Annotated in this window: 13 protein-coding genes; 8 read left to right on the forward strand and 5 right to left on the reverse strand. The window is 61.8% G+C overall.

Translation table 11 applies throughout. From position 1 onward, the window contains the following. The first annotated feature begins 58 nt into the window (after positions 1-58). On the forward strand, positions 59-616 hold the full coding sequence (locus ACFSR7_RS25075; RefSeq protein ID WP_378166333.1) for a cupin domain-containing protein: 558 nt from the start codon (positions 59-61) through the stop codon (positions 614-616). Between the two features lie 225 nt (positions 617-841). Beyond that, complete coding sequence (locus ACFSR7_RS25080; RefSeq protein WP_378166334.1) at positions 842-3,154, forward strand: glycoside hydrolase family 95 protein; 2,313 nt, start codon at positions 842-844, stop codon at positions 3,152-3,154. A gap of 666 nt (positions 3,155-3,820) precedes the next feature. Here ACFSR7_RS25080 and ACFSR7_RS25085 read toward each other — a convergent pair. The 4 genes from ACFSR7_RS25085 to ACFSR7_RS25100 all read right to left on the reverse strand — a co-directional run bounded on the left by ACFSR7_RS25085 (position 3,821) and on the right by ACFSR7_RS25100 (position 9,940). Next, positions 3,821-5,398, reverse strand: a complete 1,578-nt coding sequence (locus ACFSR7_RS25085; protein ID WP_378166336.1) for a DUF3502 domain-containing protein — start codon at positions 5,396-5,398, stop codon at positions 3,821-3,823. A gap of 169 nt (positions 5,399-5,567) precedes the next feature. Then, positions 5,568-6,452: a carbohydrate ABC transporter permease gene (locus ACFSR7_RS25090; protein WP_282910662.1), complete on the reverse strand. Its 885-nt coding sequence runs from the start codon at positions 6,450-6,452 to the stop codon at positions 5,568-5,570. Positions 6,453-6,464: 12 nt separating this feature from the next. Then, positions 6,465-7,421, reverse strand: a complete 957-nt coding sequence (locus ACFSR7_RS25095) for an ABC transporter permease (protein WP_378166338.1) — start codon at positions 7,419-7,421, stop codon at positions 6,465-6,467. 251 nt (positions 7,422-7,672) lie between these two features. Further along, positions 7,673-9,940 carry a helix-turn-helix domain-containing protein gene (locus ACFSR7_RS25100; protein WP_378166340.1) on the reverse strand — a complete coding sequence of 756 codons (2,268 nt, stop codon included), beginning with the start codon at positions 9,938-9,940 and terminating at the stop codon, positions 7,673-7,675. 194 nt (positions 9,941-10,134) lie between these two features. Here ACFSR7_RS25100 and ACFSR7_RS25105 point away from each other — a divergent pair, with 194 nt between their 5' ends. Both ACFSR7_RS25105 and ACFSR7_RS25110 read left to right on the forward strand, forming a co-directional pair. After that, positions 10,135-11,754, forward strand: coding sequence for a glycoside hydrolase family 43 protein (locus tag ACFSR7_RS25105; RefSeq protein ID WP_378166342.1), 1,620 nt, complete (start codon positions 10,135-10,137; stop codon positions 11,752-11,754). 16 nt (positions 11,755-11,770) lie between these two features. Next, the gene (locus tag ACFSR7_RS25110; protein ID WP_378166344.1) at positions 11,771-13,258 is read left to right on the forward strand and encodes a glycoside hydrolase family 28 protein; all 1,488 of its coding nucleotides are present in this window, start codon (positions 11,771-11,773) and stop codon (positions 13,256-13,258) included. Here the strand turns inward: ACFSR7_RS25110 and ACFSR7_RS25115 are convergent. Then, the gene (locus ACFSR7_RS25115; RefSeq protein ID WP_378166346.1) at positions 13,255-14,124 is read right to left on the reverse strand and encodes a helix-turn-helix transcriptional regulator; all 870 of its coding nucleotides are present in this window, start codon (positions 14,122-14,124) and stop codon (positions 13,255-13,257) included. The two genes, ACFSR7_RS25110 and ACFSR7_RS25115, sit on opposite strands and share 4 nt — an antisense overlap. An 81-nt stretch (positions 14,125-14,205) precedes the next feature. Between ACFSR7_RS25115 and ACFSR7_RS25120 the strand changes: the two genes are divergently transcribed. The 4 genes from ACFSR7_RS25120 to ACFSR7_RS25135 all read left to right on the forward strand — a co-directional run bounded on the left by ACFSR7_RS25120 (position 14,206) and on the right by ACFSR7_RS25135 (position 19,028). Further along, positions 14,206-15,096 (forward strand): pectinesterase family protein, encoded by an 891-nt coding sequence (locus ACFSR7_RS25120; RefSeq protein ID WP_378166348.1) that lies wholly within the window; start codon positions 14,206-14,208, stop codon positions 15,094-15,096. Between the two features lie 76 nt (positions 15,097-15,172). Then, positions 15,173-16,237 carry a dienelactone hydrolase family protein gene (locus ACFSR7_RS25125; RefSeq protein WP_378166350.1) on the forward strand — a complete coding sequence of 355 codons (1,065 nt, stop codon included), beginning with the start codon at positions 15,173-15,175 and terminating at the stop codon, positions 16,235-16,237. After that, a complete protein-coding gene (locus tag ACFSR7_RS25130; RefSeq protein ID WP_378166351.1) occupies positions 16,234-17,364 on the forward strand; it encodes a glycoside hydrolase family 88/105 protein in 1,131 nt (376 codons plus the stop codon). The genes ACFSR7_RS25125 and ACFSR7_RS25130 overlap by 4 nt, the downstream gene beginning before the upstream one ends. A 44-nt stretch (positions 17,365-17,408) precedes the next feature. Next, the gene (locus tag ACFSR7_RS25135) at positions 17,409-19,028 is read left to right on the forward strand and encodes a glycoside hydrolase family 43 protein (RefSeq protein WP_378166353.1); all 1,620 of its coding nucleotides are present in this window, start codon (positions 17,409-17,411) and stop codon (positions 19,026-19,028) included. Positions 19,029-19,036: the final 8 nt, after the last annotated feature.

Genomic DNA, 19,036 nt, shown 5'->3' on the forward strand with positions numbered 1-19,036 from the left:
GTACATTTGCCCATCCCGCGCATAGGATGAGGTAATCAAGCGTGGAGGGATGAACCGAATGCAAGCTTTGCTCCAAGCCCATCCGAACCTGGCGTATTCTTATTATGTATGGGAGCTGTATCGCAGCTGCAGTTATCCCTATTTTCAGCAGCCTGCTTATCCGTCTTCGTATAGCTATGGGCGTTTCGGCTCGCAGCCCGTACCGGCGCCGGTCCTTCAGGATTATGGCAAACAACCGGTCGTTATCAATGTTGAAAAGACAGCAAAGCAGAACGACACATTTCGTACCGTTATATGGACTGGCGCGCATTTCCAGGTAACCGTGATGAGCATACCTGTCGGAAGCGACATCGGTCTCGAGGTGCACCCGAATACGGACCAATTCACCCGAATTGAAGAAGGACAAGGACTCGTCCAGATGGGAAAAACCAAGGATAAACTGGACTACGTCGTTACCGCCTCCGTGGGCGATGCGGTCATGACGCCTGCCGGCACCTGGCACAATGTCACCAATACAGGCGACAAGCCGCTCAAGGTATCCGTCGTTTATGCGCCGCCGGAGCACCCATTCGGTACGGTGCATGTGACGAAGGCGGATGCCGAAGCCGCTGAGTGAGCAGGATAGGCATAAAAATACAAGTAAGCCGTCCCTGGCGGTCGGCTTGTTTGCGTAGAGAGAAACGGATGGCATCGTCGCAACAATGGGACAGGACAAAAATGTATAAATAGGCGAAAAAGGAACATCGCAATCCCAAGATATTGGCGATTCGTTGACCTATACTTGAGGGGACTTGCTCGGATTGCGATCCTTCAAGCGACCCTAAAGTAAAGGAGAGCCGTGATGAAGCTGTTATCTGAAACGCTGATGTCCTACGAGGAGCCTGCCGGCGACTGGAACTCGGCGCTTCCGATAGGGAATGGGCGGCTCGGCGCCATGGTGTTCGGCACGATCGAAGAGGAGTTGATCCAGTTCAACGAAGACTCCGTCTGGTACGGCGGACCGCGCAACCGCAACAATCCGGATGCCCTGACCTATCTGCCCGAAGTGCGCAAGCTGGTGTTCGAAGGCAGGCTCAAGGAAGCGCATCGTCTGGCCGAGGCCGCGCTGTCCGCCACACCGCGGAGCGAGCGCCATTATCTGACGGCGGGCCATCTGGTCATCCGGTTCGATCATCCCGAGGGTGTGGCGGCGCAATATCGCAGAGAGCTCGACCTGGCGTCGGCCGTCGCGTCCGTGGCGTACGAATACGGCGGGGTGACGTACCGCAGGGAAGCGTTCAGCAGCTACCCGGACCAGGGAATCTTCATTCGTCTCACGGCGGATCGGCCCGGGACGATCTCGTTAAATGCGCGTTTTGAGCGAAATAAAGGGCGTTATATGGACGCGTCGGGGCGAGCAGGCACGGATACGATCACGATGAGCAACGATTGCGGCGGGAAGGACGGGCTGTCCTATACGGCAGCGGTCAAGGCTGTCGCCGAGGGCGGGCGGGTTCGCATCATCGGCGAGCATCTGTTTGTTGAAGGTGCGGACGCAGTGACGCTGATACTGACTGCGGCAAGTACGTTCCGGTATCCCGAGCCCGAGCGGCAGTGCCTGGACTTGTTGAGCGGCGCGGCCGAGCAGACGTATGCGCAGTTAAAAGAAAGGCATATCGCGGATTACGCGCCGCTATTCAATAGAATGAAGCTGACGCTGGGTTCGCCCGCGGATGCGGGGAACGACCCATCCGTCGCGCGGCGGTTGGAACAGGTCGCACAGGGCGGCGAGGATGTCGGCCTCATCACGCTCTACTTCCACTTCGGCCGATACCTGCTCCTCGCCGGCAGCAGGCCGGGCTCGCTCCCGGCGAACCTGCAGGGCATCTGGAACGACTCGATGACGCCGCCCTGGGACAGCAAATATACGATCAACATTAACACGCAAATGAACTACTGGCCGGCGGAGTCTTGCAATCTTGCTGAATGCCACGAGCCCCTGTTCGAGCTGGTCGAGCGCATGCGGGAGAGCGGCAGGGTGACGGCGCGCGAGATGTACGGCTGCCGCGGCTTCGTCGCGCATCACAATACGGACATTTGGGCGGACACTGCGCCTCAGGACATTTATGGTCCGGCGACGCAATGGGTGATGGGGGCGGCTTGGCTGACCCTGCATTTATGGGAGCATTACCGCTTTCATCCGGACGAGCAGTTCTTAAGACGCGCCTACGTTACTATGAAGGAAGCGGCGCTGTTTTTTGTCGACTTCCTGGTGGAAAGCCCCGAAGGTTACCTCGTGACCAATCCGTCCGTCTCCCCCGAGAACGTCTACCGGATGCCGAGCGGCGAGACCGGCACGTTGTGCTATGGCCCAGCGATGGACACGCAGATTATTACGGAGCTGCTGAATGCCTGCATTCAGTCCAGCCTGATCCTGGATACGGACGAAGCGGATCGACGTATGTGGGAGGAGACCAAGGCGCGTTTGCCGGAAATGAAGATCGGCGAAGGCGGCCGGCTTCAGGAGTGGCTTGAGGATTATGAGGAGCAGGAGCCGGGGCACCGTCATATCTCCCACTTGTTCGGCCTGCATCCGGGCACGACGATCAGCCCGGCCGCGACGCCGGCGCTGGCGAACGCGGCGAAGGAGACCCTCTTGCATCGTCTGGAAAATGGAGGCGGGCATACGGGATGGAGCCGCGCCTGGATCATCAACTTCTGGGCGCGGCTCCTGGACGGAGAGCAGGCCTACGACCATACGATGGCCCTGCTGCGCAAGTCGACCCTGCCGAACCTGTTCGACAACCATCCGCCCTTCCAGATCGACGGCAACTTCGGCGCGCTGGCCGGCATCGCCGAGATGCTGCTCCAGAGCCATCTCGACCCTATCGCGCTGCTCCCGGCGCTGCCGGCGGCATGGCCGTCGGGCAGCCTCTCGGGCCTTCGCGCGCGAGGCGGCTTCGAGCTGGACCTGGCTTGGCGCGACGGCCGCCTGAAGGAAGCGCGCGTGACGTCGACTGGCGGCGAGACGCTCCGGCTGCGCGCCGGCGCAGGCGAACCGATCCGGGCGCTGCGCCCGGACGGCAGCCCGATCGCGGAGGCGGCGCAGCACGCCAACGGCTTGCTCGCGCTAGCGATGCGCGCGGGAGAGACCGTCGTCATCCGGCCGCGGTAGCCGGCGGAAGAGAAAAAACGCTCGTTCCGAAGGATGCGAATCCCGGAACGAGCGTTTTTGCGTTGAGTCCAAGCCGTGGCACGGGTGGCGGCGAAAGTGACGCTGTACGACGCCACAAGCCGCGGGATGGATAGTCGAAGTAACGCTGTACGGCGCCACTTGCGCCCAAGTCACACCACGAGAGGCCGAAGTAACGCTATACGACGCCACTTGCGCCCAAGTCACGCCACGAGAGGTCGAAGTAACGCTATACGACGCCACTTACGCCCAAGTCACGCCACGAGAGGTCGAAGTAACGCTATACGACGCCACTTGAGCTCCAGTCACACTACGAGAGGTTGAAGTAACGCTGTACGACGCTACTTTAGACCGAGTGACGATGCGGACGATGCGGAAGTTGCTGGATGAGACTACTTGTGCTCGAGCGGCATCGCGTACGGTGCAGGAAGTCCTGGATGAGACTACTTGAGCTCGAACCGCATCGCGTATGGTGCAGGAGGTCCTGGATGAGACTACTTGCGCTCGAGCCGCATCGCAGGTGGTACAGGAAGTCCTGGATGAGACTACTTGAGCTTGAGCGCATCGCGTATGGTGCAGGAGGTCACGGATGAGACGACTTCAGCCCGAGCCGCCCCCACAGGGGCAGCTTGAGCTGAAAGTGACTACTTATGCCTTCGGCTTATTCGCATACCACGCCGAGAACTGCTTCTGATATTCCGCGATGTACTTGTCGAGCCCCGCGGCCTTCAGCTTGTCGAGCGCCTTAGGGAAGTAGGTGTCGTAGTCGACAAAGCCGCTGGCGATCGGCGCGATGAATTCGGTGAACACGCCGTTCAGCTTGGACTCTTCGTTTTTGACCGCGGTGTTGTCGAAGTTGAAGCCTGCGGTCTTGGACAGGATCGCATCATCGTCCCAATGCTTGTACTGCTCAATGAAGTCGTCGGGCACGCTCTTCTCGAAGCGCATGAACTTGTCGTTCATCATCATCCAGTCGTCGAAGAAGAGGTCGGACGTCAGCTTCGTCACGCGGCCGTTTTCGTCGATCGTGTAGTCCTTGTCTTTGATGCCGTAAGTGAACAGGTCGTACAGCTCCTGATTTTTCTGCAGCAGGTTGAAGAAGGCGACGTAGCGCTCGGGATGCTTGGCGTTGGCGGATACGAAGTAGGCGGTATTATAAGTTCCGCGGCTGATTTTCGGACGGTCGTTTTTGCTCAGGAAATAGTTCTGAAGCTTGGCCGTCGGCACTGCCTTCGTGATGCCCGCGATGCCTTCGATCGGACGGGTCGCCGTGCCGGTGAAGAACATCGCCTTGCCCGCGTTCCAGTCGGACATGAGCTGCGGCTGGTTCGTGAGGGCGTATTTCGGAATGATGCCTTTCTTGTACAAGCCGTTCATCAGGCCGGCGTACTTCTTGAACTCAGGCGTTTCGTACCAGCTGATCAGCTTGTCGTCCTGGGCGGCTTCGTTGACCGCGATGAAGTTGTTGATCCAGTTCAGATTCTGGTCGGTGTACTCGTACATGAGCATGTACGTGGCGTCCGTCGACGCGAAGCCGATCATGTCCGGATACTTGGCATGCACCTTGTCATAGTACTGTTCCAGATCCGCGAGCGAGCCGATCGTCTTCATGCCCACTTCCTCGAGCAGATCCTGGCGGACCATGGCGCTGTAGAACGCGGCCGAACCTGCCCGGTTGCCCATCGGGATCGCATACTGCTTGCCGTTCAGCTTGAAGGCGTCGAATGAAGCGGCCGCGACGTTGCTTTTCAGATCCGGCGCATACGTATCGACGTAGGGCGTCAAGTCCGCATACAAGCCCTTGGACACGGATTTGGACATATAATTGATGTCCGTGTACGCGGCGAACTCTTCGCCGGACGAGAGCATGAGGTCGGTCTTGCCGCCGCCGTATTCGGACCAGGGCAGGTAGACGTATTCGATCTCGGCGTTAATCTCTTTCTTGACGAGATCCTTCAACTCGTTGCTCGCGAGCTCGGCCATGCGCTTGGACTGGCCGGTGTAGAATACGAGCTTGAGCTTGACCGGTTCGGAAAAGTCGGCTTTGGATGCATCGTTCGCGTCGGACGAGGCAGCCGCCGAAGACGCTGCGCCGGACGATGCCGCTGCTGGCGAGCTGGACTCGGCCGCGCCGCCTTCGTTCGATTTGGAGCTGCAGGCGGACAAGACGAGCGTGAGGGTGAAGATGAAGGCGAGCAGCGCCCTCGAAGCATTGCGACGTACCATGGAACATGACCTCCTGGATTTGTTTTTGGCGTTTCGGGAAGCGATTTCAGAATACGTTTACATTCCCGCCGCCGCTATCTCAAGAAAATGAAAATCGTTAAAAATCAACGGTTTGAACGCCTTAAAAAACATGAAATCGCTTTAGTTTTATGAACGAAGCCACTGAAAGTCAGCCTTTGACGGAGCCGACGACGATGCCTCGGACGAAGTAGCGCTGCAGGAACGGATACAGGATCGCGATCGGCAGCACGGTGAGGCAGGTCATGGCGAGCTTGGCCGTCTCGAGCGGAGGCGCGATGAGGGCGCCGCTGATCCTTGAAGCATTCCCCGAAGCCAGAAATTGAATGTTAGCCATCATATAGTACATCATGTACTGGATCGTAAACAGCTTTTCGTCCGTGACGAGCATGAGCGGGAGGAAAAAGTCGTTCCAGAACTGCAGCGCGTAGAAGAGCGCAATGGTGACGAGCCCGACGCGGCCGAGCGGCAGCATGATGCGGAAGAAGATCAGGTAATGCCCCGCCCCGTCGATCTGCGCCGACTCGACGACCTCGTGCGGGATGCTTTTGAAATAGTTGGCCTGCAGGTACATCAGGAACACGTTGAGCAAGTAGGGCAAGAACAGGCCGGCCAGCGTATCGTTCAGATGATAGTACTTGGTCGTCAAAATGTACCAGGGGAGCGTCCCCCCGCTGAACAGCATCGTGAAGTAGGCGAAGAAGGCGAAGGCGCCGCGGAACCGGAAGCCTTTGGCGGTGATGACGTAGGCGTAGGCGGACGTGACGAGCACGGCGGATACGGTGCCCAGCACCGTGATGCTGACCGAGTTCAGATAGCCGCGGATGATCTCGTCCGATTTGGAGCCGAACATGAATTTATAAGTATCCAGCGTTAAGCCCTGCGGCAAAAAAGAGTAGCCGTTCGCCGCGATCTTGGCCTCCGACGAGAGCGAGCCCGATACCGCGAGGATGAACGGGATTAAGCAGATGGCGGCGAACACGCCGATGAATACGTAGAAGAAAATCAGCAGCGTTCGATTTTCCCGGATTGCCATGACGCGTCCCTCCTAGAATAGTTTGCTGTCTCTGTCGTACCAGCCGGCCAGCTTGTTGGCGACGAGCACGAGCACGAGACCGAATACGGATTGATAAAGCGTGATGGCCGACGCGAAGCCGAACTCGCCGGAGCGGATCGCGGTCCGGTATACGAAGACGTCGATGATGTCGGTCGTCGGCAGCAGCAGCGGATTGAGGAAGGTGACGCCCATGATCATGCTGAGGTCGCCCTTCAGCATGCCGCCGATGCTCAGCAGCGTGAGCAATATAATAGAAGGAATCAGCATCGGAAGCGTGATCTTGGTAATGAGCTGCCACCGGGACGCGCCGTCGATTCTCGCTGCTTCGTAGTAGGACGTATCGACGCCTTGGAGCACCGCATAGTAGATGATGGCGCCGTGGCCCGCGCTTTTCCAGATATTCGCCAGCACGAGCACGACGACGAACAGCCACGGATGCGCATACCAGTCGATCGGCTGCATGCCGATGCCTTCGAGCATGCGGTTGACGATGCCCTTCTCGAAGTCGAGCAGGGAGAACAGGATGGCGCCGATGACGATCCACGAGATAAAGTACGGAAAGAACATGACGCTCTGCGTAATTTTGATATAGCCCTTGCTCCGCAGCTCGTTCAGCGCGATGGCGAGCGCCACCGAGAAGAAGGTGCCGGTCAGCATGTACAGCACGTTCAGCATAACCGTATTGCGCGTCGCCCGGATGGCGCTATCCATGCTCGAGAAGAAGAAGTCGAAGTTGTCGAAGCCCGCCCAGGGACTTCCGAAGATGCCGCCGTTAAAATTATAATTTTTGAACACGAGGATGAGTCCGCTCATCGGCAAATAAGCGAACAGGATCAGCGCGATCACGCCGGGCAGCGCCAGCAGGAACAGCGAGCTGTCGTTGCGCAGCGACCTCAGCCATTTGCTTCGCTCCCGCGCCTTGGGCGTCGGATAAGCTTTTTCCGTCATCAAGATTCACTCCTTGTCCTGCGTTGGTGGATGGTGCTCAAGCAGCTTCGCATCGATCCGTGGACCGAAAGCGCTTTACTGACCCAAGCTTATTCACCCTGGCGGCAAAGCGCCATCTCAAAGAAATGAAATCGCTTAAAAAATCGAAGCGAAGCCCGCCTTCAAAAAAATAAAATTGCTCAAAAAAACGAAAACCCCTTATCCGGCGCGGATTCGGGGCTTGCGAACGAGGATTGCGGAGAGGATTGCGGTCATTCGCTCTGCTGCACGATATGATTGAGCCGCCACTTGGTCGGCGTCATGCCGTACCGTTTTTTGAACAGCGTCGTGAAGTACGTGCTGCTGCCGTAGCCCGACCGCTCGGCGACGGTGCGGATGTCCAGCTCGAGCTCGTCCACGAGCAGGGAGCGCGCATACTCGAGCCGGACGAGGTTGACGAAGTCGGGAAAGCTGCTGCCGGTCGACTCGGTGATCAGGCGGCTCAGGTACGGTGGGCTGATCGCGAGCTTGTCCGCCAGCGCGTTCAGCGACAGCATCGGATCGGCGAAGTGCTTGCGGATATGGGCGATGGCTTCCCCGGCAACGTCACGCGTCTGCACGGCGTTGCGTTCCTTTAATTTCTCGTAGGCTCTGAAACTTAATTGCTCGAGCCACGCTCTTAGCTCCTCGTAGACGGCGAAGCTCCAGATGCGCTGGTACAGCTCGAGGAAGTCCGCGTGCCGCGGGATGCCGCCCGCCGCGCCGGTCTCGGCGATGCCAGACAGCTCCGAAGCGATCCGCGACAGCGCGATCGTCGCCTGCTCGGCGCGGTAACCGCCGGCTTCGGCGAGCGCGCGCTCCACCGCGCGCGGGATCAGCTCGTGCTTCTGCTCGCGGACGACCTGCAGCACGGCTTCCAGCGTCTGCTCCGGCATCGGCGCTTCCGACAGCTGCGCGGCATCCTCGGCGTAGACGACGGGCGTCCGGTACTGGAACTTCATGTATTGCAGGCAGTCTCTCGCTTCCTCATACAGCGCCTTCAGCTGGGAAGGATCCGCGGACAGCCGGCTGACGCCAAGCGCGCCTTGCGTTCCGGGCCAGGCGCGGACCAGTTGCTCGAGCTGCTCCCAGCGCTCGCGGGCAATGCCCTGGTCGCCGAAGCTGCCTTCGCGCGCTTCGCTCACGATCAGCACGGCCGTCCCCGAATGCGGGAAGAAGCCGCGGCACGCGCAGGCGCCCTCGAACGACGCTTCGACCGCCCGCGGCAGATCTCGAAGCCGCGCCATCCGCTCGGCGTCGGTCATCGCGTCGGCTTCGCCGATGCGTTCGTCCAGCCGCAGCACCGCGACGCAGAAGGCCGCGCTGCCGGGGCCGCCGCCCTTCAGCAGCGGCAGCGCCGAAGGCACCGCTTCGCCCGAGCGGTACGGCGTCGTGAGCCAGGACAGCAGCGCGCTGTCCTCGTTCTCGCGCTTGAGCTCGCCGAACCGGCCGGCGATCCGCTCGAGCTCCCGGTTCGCCTCCTCGAAGCCGCCCGCGCCCGCGAAGGCGAGACGCTCGCCCGACAGGCTGCGGATATTGCCGAACAGCGCGCCGATCGGCTTGTACATGCGATGCGACACGAACGCCGCGACGCCCGCCGCGGCCGCCGCGAGGACGACGCACAGCGCGATCAGGAGCACCATGGCGTTGGAGATGTCGCGGATGCTGTTGCGGTAAGACGTCTCCGACAGATACCAGAGCCCCTGCTTGGTAGCCAGGCGATACGTGATCAGCTGCTTGGGGCCGCGGTCCGGCTTCCAGACCAGCGTACCGGACGTGCTGCGCCCGCCGACAATGCGCTGCAGCAGCGCCTCGTCGTAGTCGTCGCCCGGCGGACCGCTCTGCATGAGTACGGCGCCTTCCGGGCTCAGTACGGCATAATGCGTATCGCTGTCCGCGACGTCCGTGAAGATGTTCTCCTGCAGCTTGCTCAGATTGGTCGAGATCGCGATGGCGCCGGTATATTCGCTGTTCGCGTACACCTTGTCGTTGTAATAAGTCAGCATGACGGTTTCCTTGTCGCCGTTGTTGAGCGTCGCGGTCCACAGGAAGGGCGAATCTTTGATCAGGCCGTCCCGGATGCGTTCGTACAGCTCCTGCTTGGACGCCTTGCTGAGCGGATTGTTCTCGAACATCATGACCGGACCGTTGGCGCCCATGATATAAGCGTTTTCAAGATAAGGGTTGACGGTGAGCGTCCCCTTGATCTGGCTGAGCGCGCTGAAAAGCTGGTCGCTCCAGCTGCTGTCGCCGCTCTGCATGACCGAGTTGATGTTCGGGTGGCGGTAGAAGGCGAGCGTATAGTTTTGCACCGAATCCATATATTTGGCGAACACCGTCTCCGTGTTCAGCAGCACGCTATCGTTGGCTTTGTTGACGTAGTCGATCGTCTTGCCGCGGAACCAGAAGAAAAGGGCAGTAGCCAGGACAAGCACCGAACAGATCGAGATTAACGTCAAGCTCATAAAAAACCGGATTTTCAGCCGTCTTTCCCCGTTCATGCCCATCGCTCCTTTGTAGACTTACTATAAAGGATGTCGGGGCGATTGTTAACTGCCTATTGCAGGGTAAGCGGGGATGTGAGGACAAGGAAGTATAAAAAAATGAAAAATGAGCACGGGAATGCCAATATTTTAACGTTTTCATCAACTATACTGAAGCTGCTTCTTCAACGTCAGGCAATGGAGGCCGCAGCATGCGCATGTTCCGCAATCCCGTTCTACCCGGCTTTTATCCGGATCCGTCGGCCATTCGCGTCGGCGACGACTATTACCTCGTCACCTCGAGCTTCGAGTTTTATCCCGGCGTGCCGATCTTCCACAGCAAGGATCTGGTCCACTGGCGCCAGCTCGGCCATGTGCTCGACCGCCCGTCGCAATTGGACCTGGACGGCATCCTGCCTTCCAAAGGGATCTGGGCGCCCACGATTCGTTATCATGACGGCGTGTTCTATATGATTACGACGTTCGTCACGAACGACCTCGAATGCCGCAACTTCTACGTCACGGCGACAGACCCGGCCGGCAACTGGTCCGATCCGGTGTGGCTGGACGACGCGCCGGGCATCGACCCGTCGCTGCTGTTCGACGACGACGGCAAAGTCTACTATACGGGCAACCGGCGACCGCCCGAGGGCCAGCAGTACGCGAAGGAAATGGACATCTGGCTCCAGGAGCTGGACCTTGCGAGCGGGCGGCTCGTCGGACCGAAGGTCAGCCTGTGGCGCGGCGCGCTCAAGGTCGCCCATGCGCAAGAAGGGCCGCATCTGTACAAGATCGGCGGCATGTACTATCTGACAATCGCCGAGGGCGGCACGGGCCACACGCATGCGATCACGATCGCGCGCAGCGACTCGCCGATGGGACCGTTCGAAGGGTACAAAGGCAATCCGATCCTGACGCACCGCCATTTGGGCCGCGGCTATCCAATCGTGAACGTCGGTCACGGCGAGCTGATTGAGACGCAAAAGGGCGATTGGTGGATGGTGTGCCTCGCGTCCCGTCCTTACGGCGGCTACTATCGCAATCTCGGGCGGGAAACGTTCCTCGTGCCCGTCGCGTGGGAAGACGGCTGGCCGGTCGTTAATCCGGGCAAAGGGGTCGTGGAGCTGGAGGGCGAAGCGCCGGATTTGCCTTGGACGCCGGTGGCGTCCGCTGCGGTGCGGGACGACTTCGACGCGCCGGCGCTGGCGCCGTACTGGAACTTTATTCGCACGCCGCGCGGCGAATTTTGGAGCCTTGCGGCGCAGCCGGGCGCGCTGCGGCTGGCGCTGAAGGCGGCGTCGATCGCGCGGGATGACAACCCGGCGTTCGTGGGCCGCAGGCAGCAGCATATGGGGTTTAAGGCCTCGACCGCGATGCGCTTCGCGCCGAAGGCGGAAGGCGACGAGGCCGGGCTCGTGCTGCTGCAGAACGCGGACAACCAGTTCCGCTTCACTTACGGCAGATTCGGCGGCGCGGGAGCGGGCAACGAACTGCGGCTGACGCAGAGGCGCCGGGGCGAAGAGACGGTGCTGGCGACGGCCGCGTTTGCGGGCGAAGCGCTGGAACTGCGCGCCGAGGCGGACGGCCAACGGTACGCGTTCAGCTGGCGGGAGCCGGGCGCATCGGAGTGGCGGACGCTGCTCGAAGACGCCGACGGCACGCTGCTGAGCACCGATATTGCGGGCGGGTTTACCGGCGCCTATATCGGGATGTATGCGGTGGGCACGGAGACAGGTCGCAGGGCAGGCCACGAGGCGGACAACGACAACGCCAACGACATCAACAACTACGCGTACTTCGACTGGTTCGATTATGAGCCGACGGACGCCTAAGGGAGGGGAGACGCAGATGACGGCACAGACGCATGGGGCACAAGATCAAGCAGAACACTACGACCAAGCAGAACACCGAGATCAAGATAAACACCAAAACCAGGCGTACCCGATCCCCGCGCTGCCGGACATCCCGGACCGGACGTTCTCGCTCGCCGACTACGTCGAGGCGCCCGATCCGCTCGCGCTGTGCACGGACGCGCTGCAGCGCGCGATCGACGACTGCGCCGCGGCGGGCGGGGGCACCGTGCACATCCCGGCGGGCATCTGGCGCACGGGGCCGATCCGGCTGCGCAGCCGGCTGGCGCTGCACGTCGAGGCGGGCGCGCTCGTGCGCTTCGAGGCGGATCCCGCCCTGTATCCGCTGGTCGCGACCCAGTACGAGGGCCAATCGGCCGTGCGCTGCCTGTCGCCGCTGGACGGCGAAGCGCTCGAGGACATCGCGTTCACGGGCAGCGGCGTGTTCGACGGCAGTGGCGAAGGCTGGCGCCCGGTCAAGCGGTTCAAGATGACCGACGACCAGTGGCGCAAGCTGCTGCAGTCGGGCGGCGCGCTCAGCGAAGGCGGCGACATGTGGTGGCCGTCAGCCGAGGCGCGGGACGGCGAAGCTCTTGTCCGTCAGCTGCGCGAGCAAGGCGTCACGGACACGGAGGCCTACTTGCCGGCGCGGGCGCATCTGCGTCCCGCGATGCTCAGCCTGCGCGGCTGCAAACGCGTCCTGCTGGACGGACCTACTTTTCAAAATTCGCCCGCCTGGTGCCTGCACCTGATGGACTGCGAGCAGGCGACGGTGCGGGACGTGACGGTGCTCAATCCCTGGTACTCGCAAAACGGCGACGGGCTGGACCTGGAGTCGTGCCGGCACGCGCTCGTCGAGCGCTGCACGTTCGACGTCGGCGACGACGCGATCTGCCTGAAGTCGGGCAAGGACGAGGAAGGTCGGCGGCGCGGGCTGCCGTGTGAATTCGTGACGATCCGCGACTGCACGGTGTATCACGGGCACGGGGGCGTCGTCGTCGGCAGCGAGATGTCGGGCGGCGTCCGCGCGGTGCGCGTTTCCGACTGCCTTTTCATGAATACGGATATCGGCATTCGCTTCAAGAGCGCGCGCGGCCGGGGCGGCGTCGTGGAGGATATCGTCATGGAGCGGATTCATATGTCCGGCATTCCGCTCGAAGCGGTGTCGTTCCACCTGTTCTACGCGGGCAAGGAAGGCTCGGAGGGCTACGACGCGCAGACGTACGCGGTGACGGAGGAGACGCCGGTCATTCGCAACATTACGCTGCGCGATCTGACCTGCATCGGCGCGCAGACCGCGCTGCTGATCAACGGGCTGCCGGAGCTGCCGCTCGAAGGCTTGACGGTGGAAAACTTTACGGCGGAAACGGAGAGCGGCGTCGTCGCGCGCCATGCCGACCGGCTGACGCTGCGGGGCTTGCGGCTGCAGGTTACTTCAGAGCCGGAGATCCGGCTCCATGCCTGCACGAACACGGATATCCGCTAGACCTCGGCTTGTCTCGCCGGGTCCGCCTTGGCGAACTTGCGGTACTGCATGGGCGTCAGCCCGCACGCCTGCTTGAACGCTTTGTTGAAGTGCGACAGGTGCTCGAAGCCCACGTCGAGCGAGACGTCGGAGATGCGCTTGCGGGTATGGGCGAGCAGGCGCTGGGCCTCCCGGACGCGCAGATGAAGGATGTATTCGCGGAAATGAAAGCCGGTCAGCCGGTGGAATACGCGGCTCAGATACGAGCTGCTGAGGTAAAAGTGCTTCGCCGTATCCGCCAGCGTCAGCGATTCGCGGTAATGCCGCTGCAAATATTCGGCGACCTCCGATACCTTCGCATGCAAGGCGTCGCGGGAAGCGCCGGCAGCCGCCGACCGCTCGGAGCGTCCGAGCAGGATAGCCAGCTCGGCGAGGAGCGACAAGCAGCACGGCTCGTAATAAGGCCGCGCCAGCGCGCATTCCTCCAGCATCCGGCGCATGAGGCGCTCGGCCTCCTCGCGCTCGCGCAGGTTCAGCGCGAAGACTCGGCACGATTCGCCGGTCTCGAATAGCACCTGGCCGCGCAGCGCGCCGGGCAGCGCGGACGCTTCATAGTGGATGAGGACGCGCTCGAACTCGGCGATCTCGGAGCTGGCCGTCGAATGGATGACGCCGCCGGCGATGGCGATCAGCTCGCCTTTTCGCAGCGTGATCACCTTGCCGTCGACGAAGTAGACGCGCTCGCCGTCCAGCAGGTAATACAGCTCTATGGCATCGTGGCTGTGCGGCCGCGGCATCGCGGTCACGCCGTGGCGTTTGATGCGCTGAATGCTGACGCTTCCATTTTCCACGAAATATTTGGGCGTAGCGTCCATCGAGGCGGACATCGTCATTCCTCCGTATCCGGGCAGCGGTTCTTGATCCTAGATTATAATGAATTAGGTTCGCATTGGAAAGGAGTTCATGCCGTGTTGATCACTGTATCCGCGCAAGGAGACGCCGATTATCGCCGTCTGCAGGACGCCGTCGATTCGCTCGCGACAGCGGGCGGCGCGCCGGTCACGATCCGCATCAAGCCAGGCGTATACGAGGAAAAAATCACGATTCCGGCCACGGCGCCGCCGATTCTGCTGCTGGGCGAGGACCGGGCGCGGACGATTCTGACCTGGTCGGACAACGCCCATACGCTGGGCGCCGACGGGCAGCCGCTCGGCACGTTCCGCTCGGGCACGCTTAACGTGCTGGCCGAGTCGTTCACGGCGGAAAACGTGACGATCCGCAACGCGTCCGGACCCGGCACGGGCCAAGCCGTCGCGGCATTCGTCGACGCGGGGCGGGCGGTGTTCCGCAATGCCGCGCTGCTGGGCGATCAGGATACGCTATATACGGGCCAAGGCCTGCAATATTATAACGACTGCTACATCGAAGGGGACGTCGATTACATCTTCGGCGCCGCCACGGCCGTGTTCGACCGGTGCACGCTGCACAACAAACGGTCGCGCGGTTATATTACCGCCGCCTCGACGCCGGAGGGGACACGGTTCGGGTACGTGTTCCTCGACTGCAAGATTACGAGCGGCGAAGACGTAAGGGACGTCTACCTCGGCCGGCCGTGGCGTCCGTACGCGCATGTCGCGTTCATCCGGACGGTCATGGACGGTTCGGTGGCGGCGGAAGGCTGGCACAACTGGGGTCAGCCGGACCGCGAGGGGACGAGCCGGTACGAGGAGTTTGCGAGCAGCGGACAGGGCGCCGACTTGGGGGCGCGGGTCGCATGGTCGCGGCAGCTATCCGCGGCGGAAGCGGCGGATTACCGGATTATCGAGATTTTCGGCGGCTGGCATCCGGAAGGGTATTAAGTGAAAGCTATTAATCGGATAGAAGGCTCTGTTGATTGAATAGAAGGTTGTTGATGAGAAAAGGAAGTGGATCGCGATGAAGCTGGAGCATTATCTGGATGCGCTGAAACGTCAGGCGGCGGAGAAGCGGCGGGCGCGCGGCCTGCCGGTAACGCAAGAGGCGAGGGCCCGGTTGATAGCAGCGTTCGAGCGACTGCTCGGCGACTTTCCAGAGGATGGGGACGATCTGCGGCCTCAGCTAGTAGAAAAAGTCGCGTGCGACGGCTATACGCGCGAGCTCGTGGAGATCGGCACGGTCGAAGGGCTGCGGATGCGCGTGTACGTGCTCGTTCCGACCGGCGCGGGCCCACAAGCGGCAAAGCTGCCGGCGGTCATCGCCCTTCACGGCCACGGCTACGGCGCACGCGAGATCGTGGGTCTGGAGCCGGACGGGCGCGAGCGGGCGGGCGAGGCCGGGCTGCACAAGGACTTCGCCGTGGCGCTCGCCCGGCAGGGATTCGTCGCCATCGCGCCGGAGCTGGCGGGCTTCGGTGACCGCAGGCTGGAGGAGGACACCGCGCAGGGGCCGGGCCAGTCCTCGTGCTTCCGGCTGGCGGTTCATCTCTTGATGACCGGGCGCACGGTTGCAGGCCTGCGGGTACGGGAGACCAAGTCGGCCATCGACTATGCGCAGAGCCGCGGCGAGGTGGATCCGTCGCGCATCGGCATCATGGGCATCTCCGGCGGCGGTCTCGTGGCGGGCTTCACGGCTGCGCTCGACCCGCGCATCAGCTGCGCCGTCGTTAGCGGGTACGCTAGCTTGTTCGAGGAGAGCATTCTGGATCGCAACCACTGTCTCGACAACTACATCCCCGGCCTGCTGCCGGAAGCGGAGATGCCGGACCTGCTCGGGCTGATCGCGCCGAGAGGCCTGTTCCTGGAGTCGGGCGATACGGACCGCGTGTTCCCCCGCGAGCCGGCCGTTAAGGCGCTCGAGCAGTTGAAGGTTTTGTATGCCGAAGCGGGTGCCGCGGATGCGGTGCAGGCAGACTTTTTCGAAGGCGGGCATGAGATTCACGGGGAACCTGCGTATGCCTGGCTGCGGGAGCAATTGCAGTCGGCGGCGTCTAACGGGTACGAAGAGAGGGGCTTAACACGATGACAACCGAATCGATAACGAAGCAAACGGCCTGGTCGACGCGAATCGCGGACACGATTATACGGCAGTGCGGGGAGGACGGCTACCATCCGTATCCGCTCGAGCGCTGGGCGTACGTTCCGGGGATGCTGCTCATGTCGATGGCGCGGGCGGGCGAGCAGCTCGGCGACGAACGTTATTTTGACTTTATGCGCCTGCACATGAACCACTATATCGCCGAAGACGGCAAGATCGCCACGTATTCGCTGGAGGAGTACAACCTCGACCAGATCAATCAGGGCAAAAATCTGTTTCCGCTGCTGGCGCGCGGCGGCGATTCGCGGTACGCCAAGGCGGCGGATACGCTGGCAACGCAGTTGATCGGTCAGCCCCGCACATCGGAGGGCGGGTTCTGGCACAAGAAAATCTATCCGTTCCAGATGTGGCTGGACGGCTTGTATATGGCATCGCCGTTTCTGGCGGAATATGCCAAGGTGATGGAGCGCCCGGAGCTGACGGACGAAGTCGCGCATCAGCTGCTGCTGGTGGAGCGCCGCACCCGCGATCCGCGGACGGGGCTGCTCTACCACGGCTGGGACGAGGCGCGCGAGCAGGAGTGGGCGGACTCGGTCACGGGCCTGTCCAAAAACTTTTGGAGCCGGGCGATGGGCTGGTACGCGATGGCGGTCGTTGACTGCCTCGATCATATCCCGGTCGCGCATCCGAAGCGCGGGACGATTATCGGCATTTTCGAACGGATGTGCCATGCCTTGGTCCGCGTGCAGGATCCGGCCAGCGGCCTGTGGTACCAGGTGCTCGATCAAGGCGATCGCAAGGGCAATTACCTTGAGGCGTCCGGTAGTATCATGTTCGTCTATGCGATGACCAAGGCGCTGCGCCTCGGCTATCTGAGCGGCGGCTTCCGCGATGCGGCGTTAAAGGGCTGGCAGGGCATCCAGGAGCGGCTCGTCACGGAGGACGCGGACGGCGTGCATCTGCACCGGATCTGCAACGGCGCGGGCTTAAGCAAGGAGCGCAACGGCACGTTCGACTACTACATTTCCGAAGCGATCGTCTCGGATCACTATATGGGCATCGGCCCGCTGCTGCTGTGCGCGCTTGAGATCGAGCGTTATTTGGGGCAGGCGTAGTCGGCAAGGTTTGTCGTTTTGGAGTTGAAAAAGGAGGGTCTACCGTGTCGCAGCATCCGTGGGTGCCCGATCAGGGCGACAGCACTTATGTTAATCCGATCGTGCACGCGGATTATTCCGATCCGGACGTCATCCGGGTCGGGTCCGACTTCTATATGACGGCATCAAGCTTCGGGCATGTGCCCGGGCTGTCGATTTTGCATTCGCGGGACCTGGTCAACTGGCGGCTGATCAACCATGCCATGACCCGCATGCCGCTGGCCGGGTACGATACGCCGCAGCATGGGGGCGGCGTTTGGGCGCCGAGCCTGCGCTACCATGCGGGCAAGTACTGGATCTACTACGGCGACCCCGACGTCGGCATCCTGATGACGACCGCGGACAATCCCGCGGGGGAATGGGCGCCGCTGCATCTGGTGAAGCCGGGCAAGGGGCTGATCGACGTCTGCCCGCTGTGGGACGAGGACGGCCGGGCGTATCTCATCCACGCGTACGCGCACAGCCGCAGCGGCATCAAGCACAAGCTGAACGTCTGCGAAATGTCGGCAGATGGCCGGACGGTGTTGGGCGAGGGCCGGATCGTCTACGACGGGACGGACAAGCATCCGACGTTGGAGGGGCCGAAGTTATATAAGCGCGACGGCTATTATTATATTTTTGCGCCCGCGGGCGGCGTCGCGACGGGGTGGCAGACGGTGTTCCGATCGGACAGCGTCTGGGGGCCGTACGAGGACCGAATCGTATTGCATCAGGGTGAAACGGAGGTCAACGGCCCGCACCAAGGCGGCTGGGTGGAGCTGGCGTCGGGCGAGTCGTGGTTCGTGCATTTCCAGGACAAGGGGCCGTACGGCCGGGTCGTGCATCTGCAGCCGATGAGCTGGGACGAAGACGGCTGGCCGGTCATGGGCGAACGGCGGGCAGGTGAAGCGATCGGGGAGCCGGTGCTGCGCTGGCGCAAGCCGAATGTGGGCGAAGCGTGCGCGGTAGAAGTGCCGGCAACGTCGGATGAATTCGACGCGCCGCATCTCGGGCTGCAATGGCAGTGGCAGGCGAATCCGGACATGCGCTGGTGGAGCCTGTCGGCGCGTCCGGGCTTTATTCGGCTGCTTGCCATGCCGCGGGTTGGGGAAGGCGGCGGCTTGTATCAATCGCCGAACCTGCTGATGCAGAAGTTCCCGGCGCCGGCATTTGCGGCTGAATGCCTCGTGGACGCGACGGGCCTTAAGGACGGAGACAGTGGCGGGTTGATCGTGTTTGGCTACCGGTACAGCTGTCTGGCTGTGCGGAGAGAGGCGGGGCGTGCGGCGGCTGCAGACACGGCTGGCGGGTCTGCCGGATCCTCGAGGATGGCCGACGATGCCGAGGCGTTTCCGCTGACCCTTTATATCGCTGCCGGCGACAAAACCGGGGAAACCGAGTTGTGGTCGCTGCCGCTGGCAGGGACGGAGGTCGTCCGTTTGCGAGTCGAGGTATCAGCCGATACCAGCTACGTTTACAGCTATAGCCTGGACGATGGCAAGTCTTATGCCGCGGTTCCGGGAGAAGCGCTTCAGGCCTCGGAAGGCCACTGGGTCGGCGCCAAGCTCGGTTTGTTCGCGTCCGGTTCCGGGGGCGGGCAGTTGGAGGCCGACTGGTTTCGTGTGTCGGCGCGGGTCGACGGATAGAAGGAAGG

It is taken from the genome of Cohnella sp. GCM10020058, from assembly GCF_042683485.1.
Taxonomy (GTDB): Bacteria; Bacillota; Bacilli; order Paenibacillales; family Paenibacillaceae; genus Cohnella.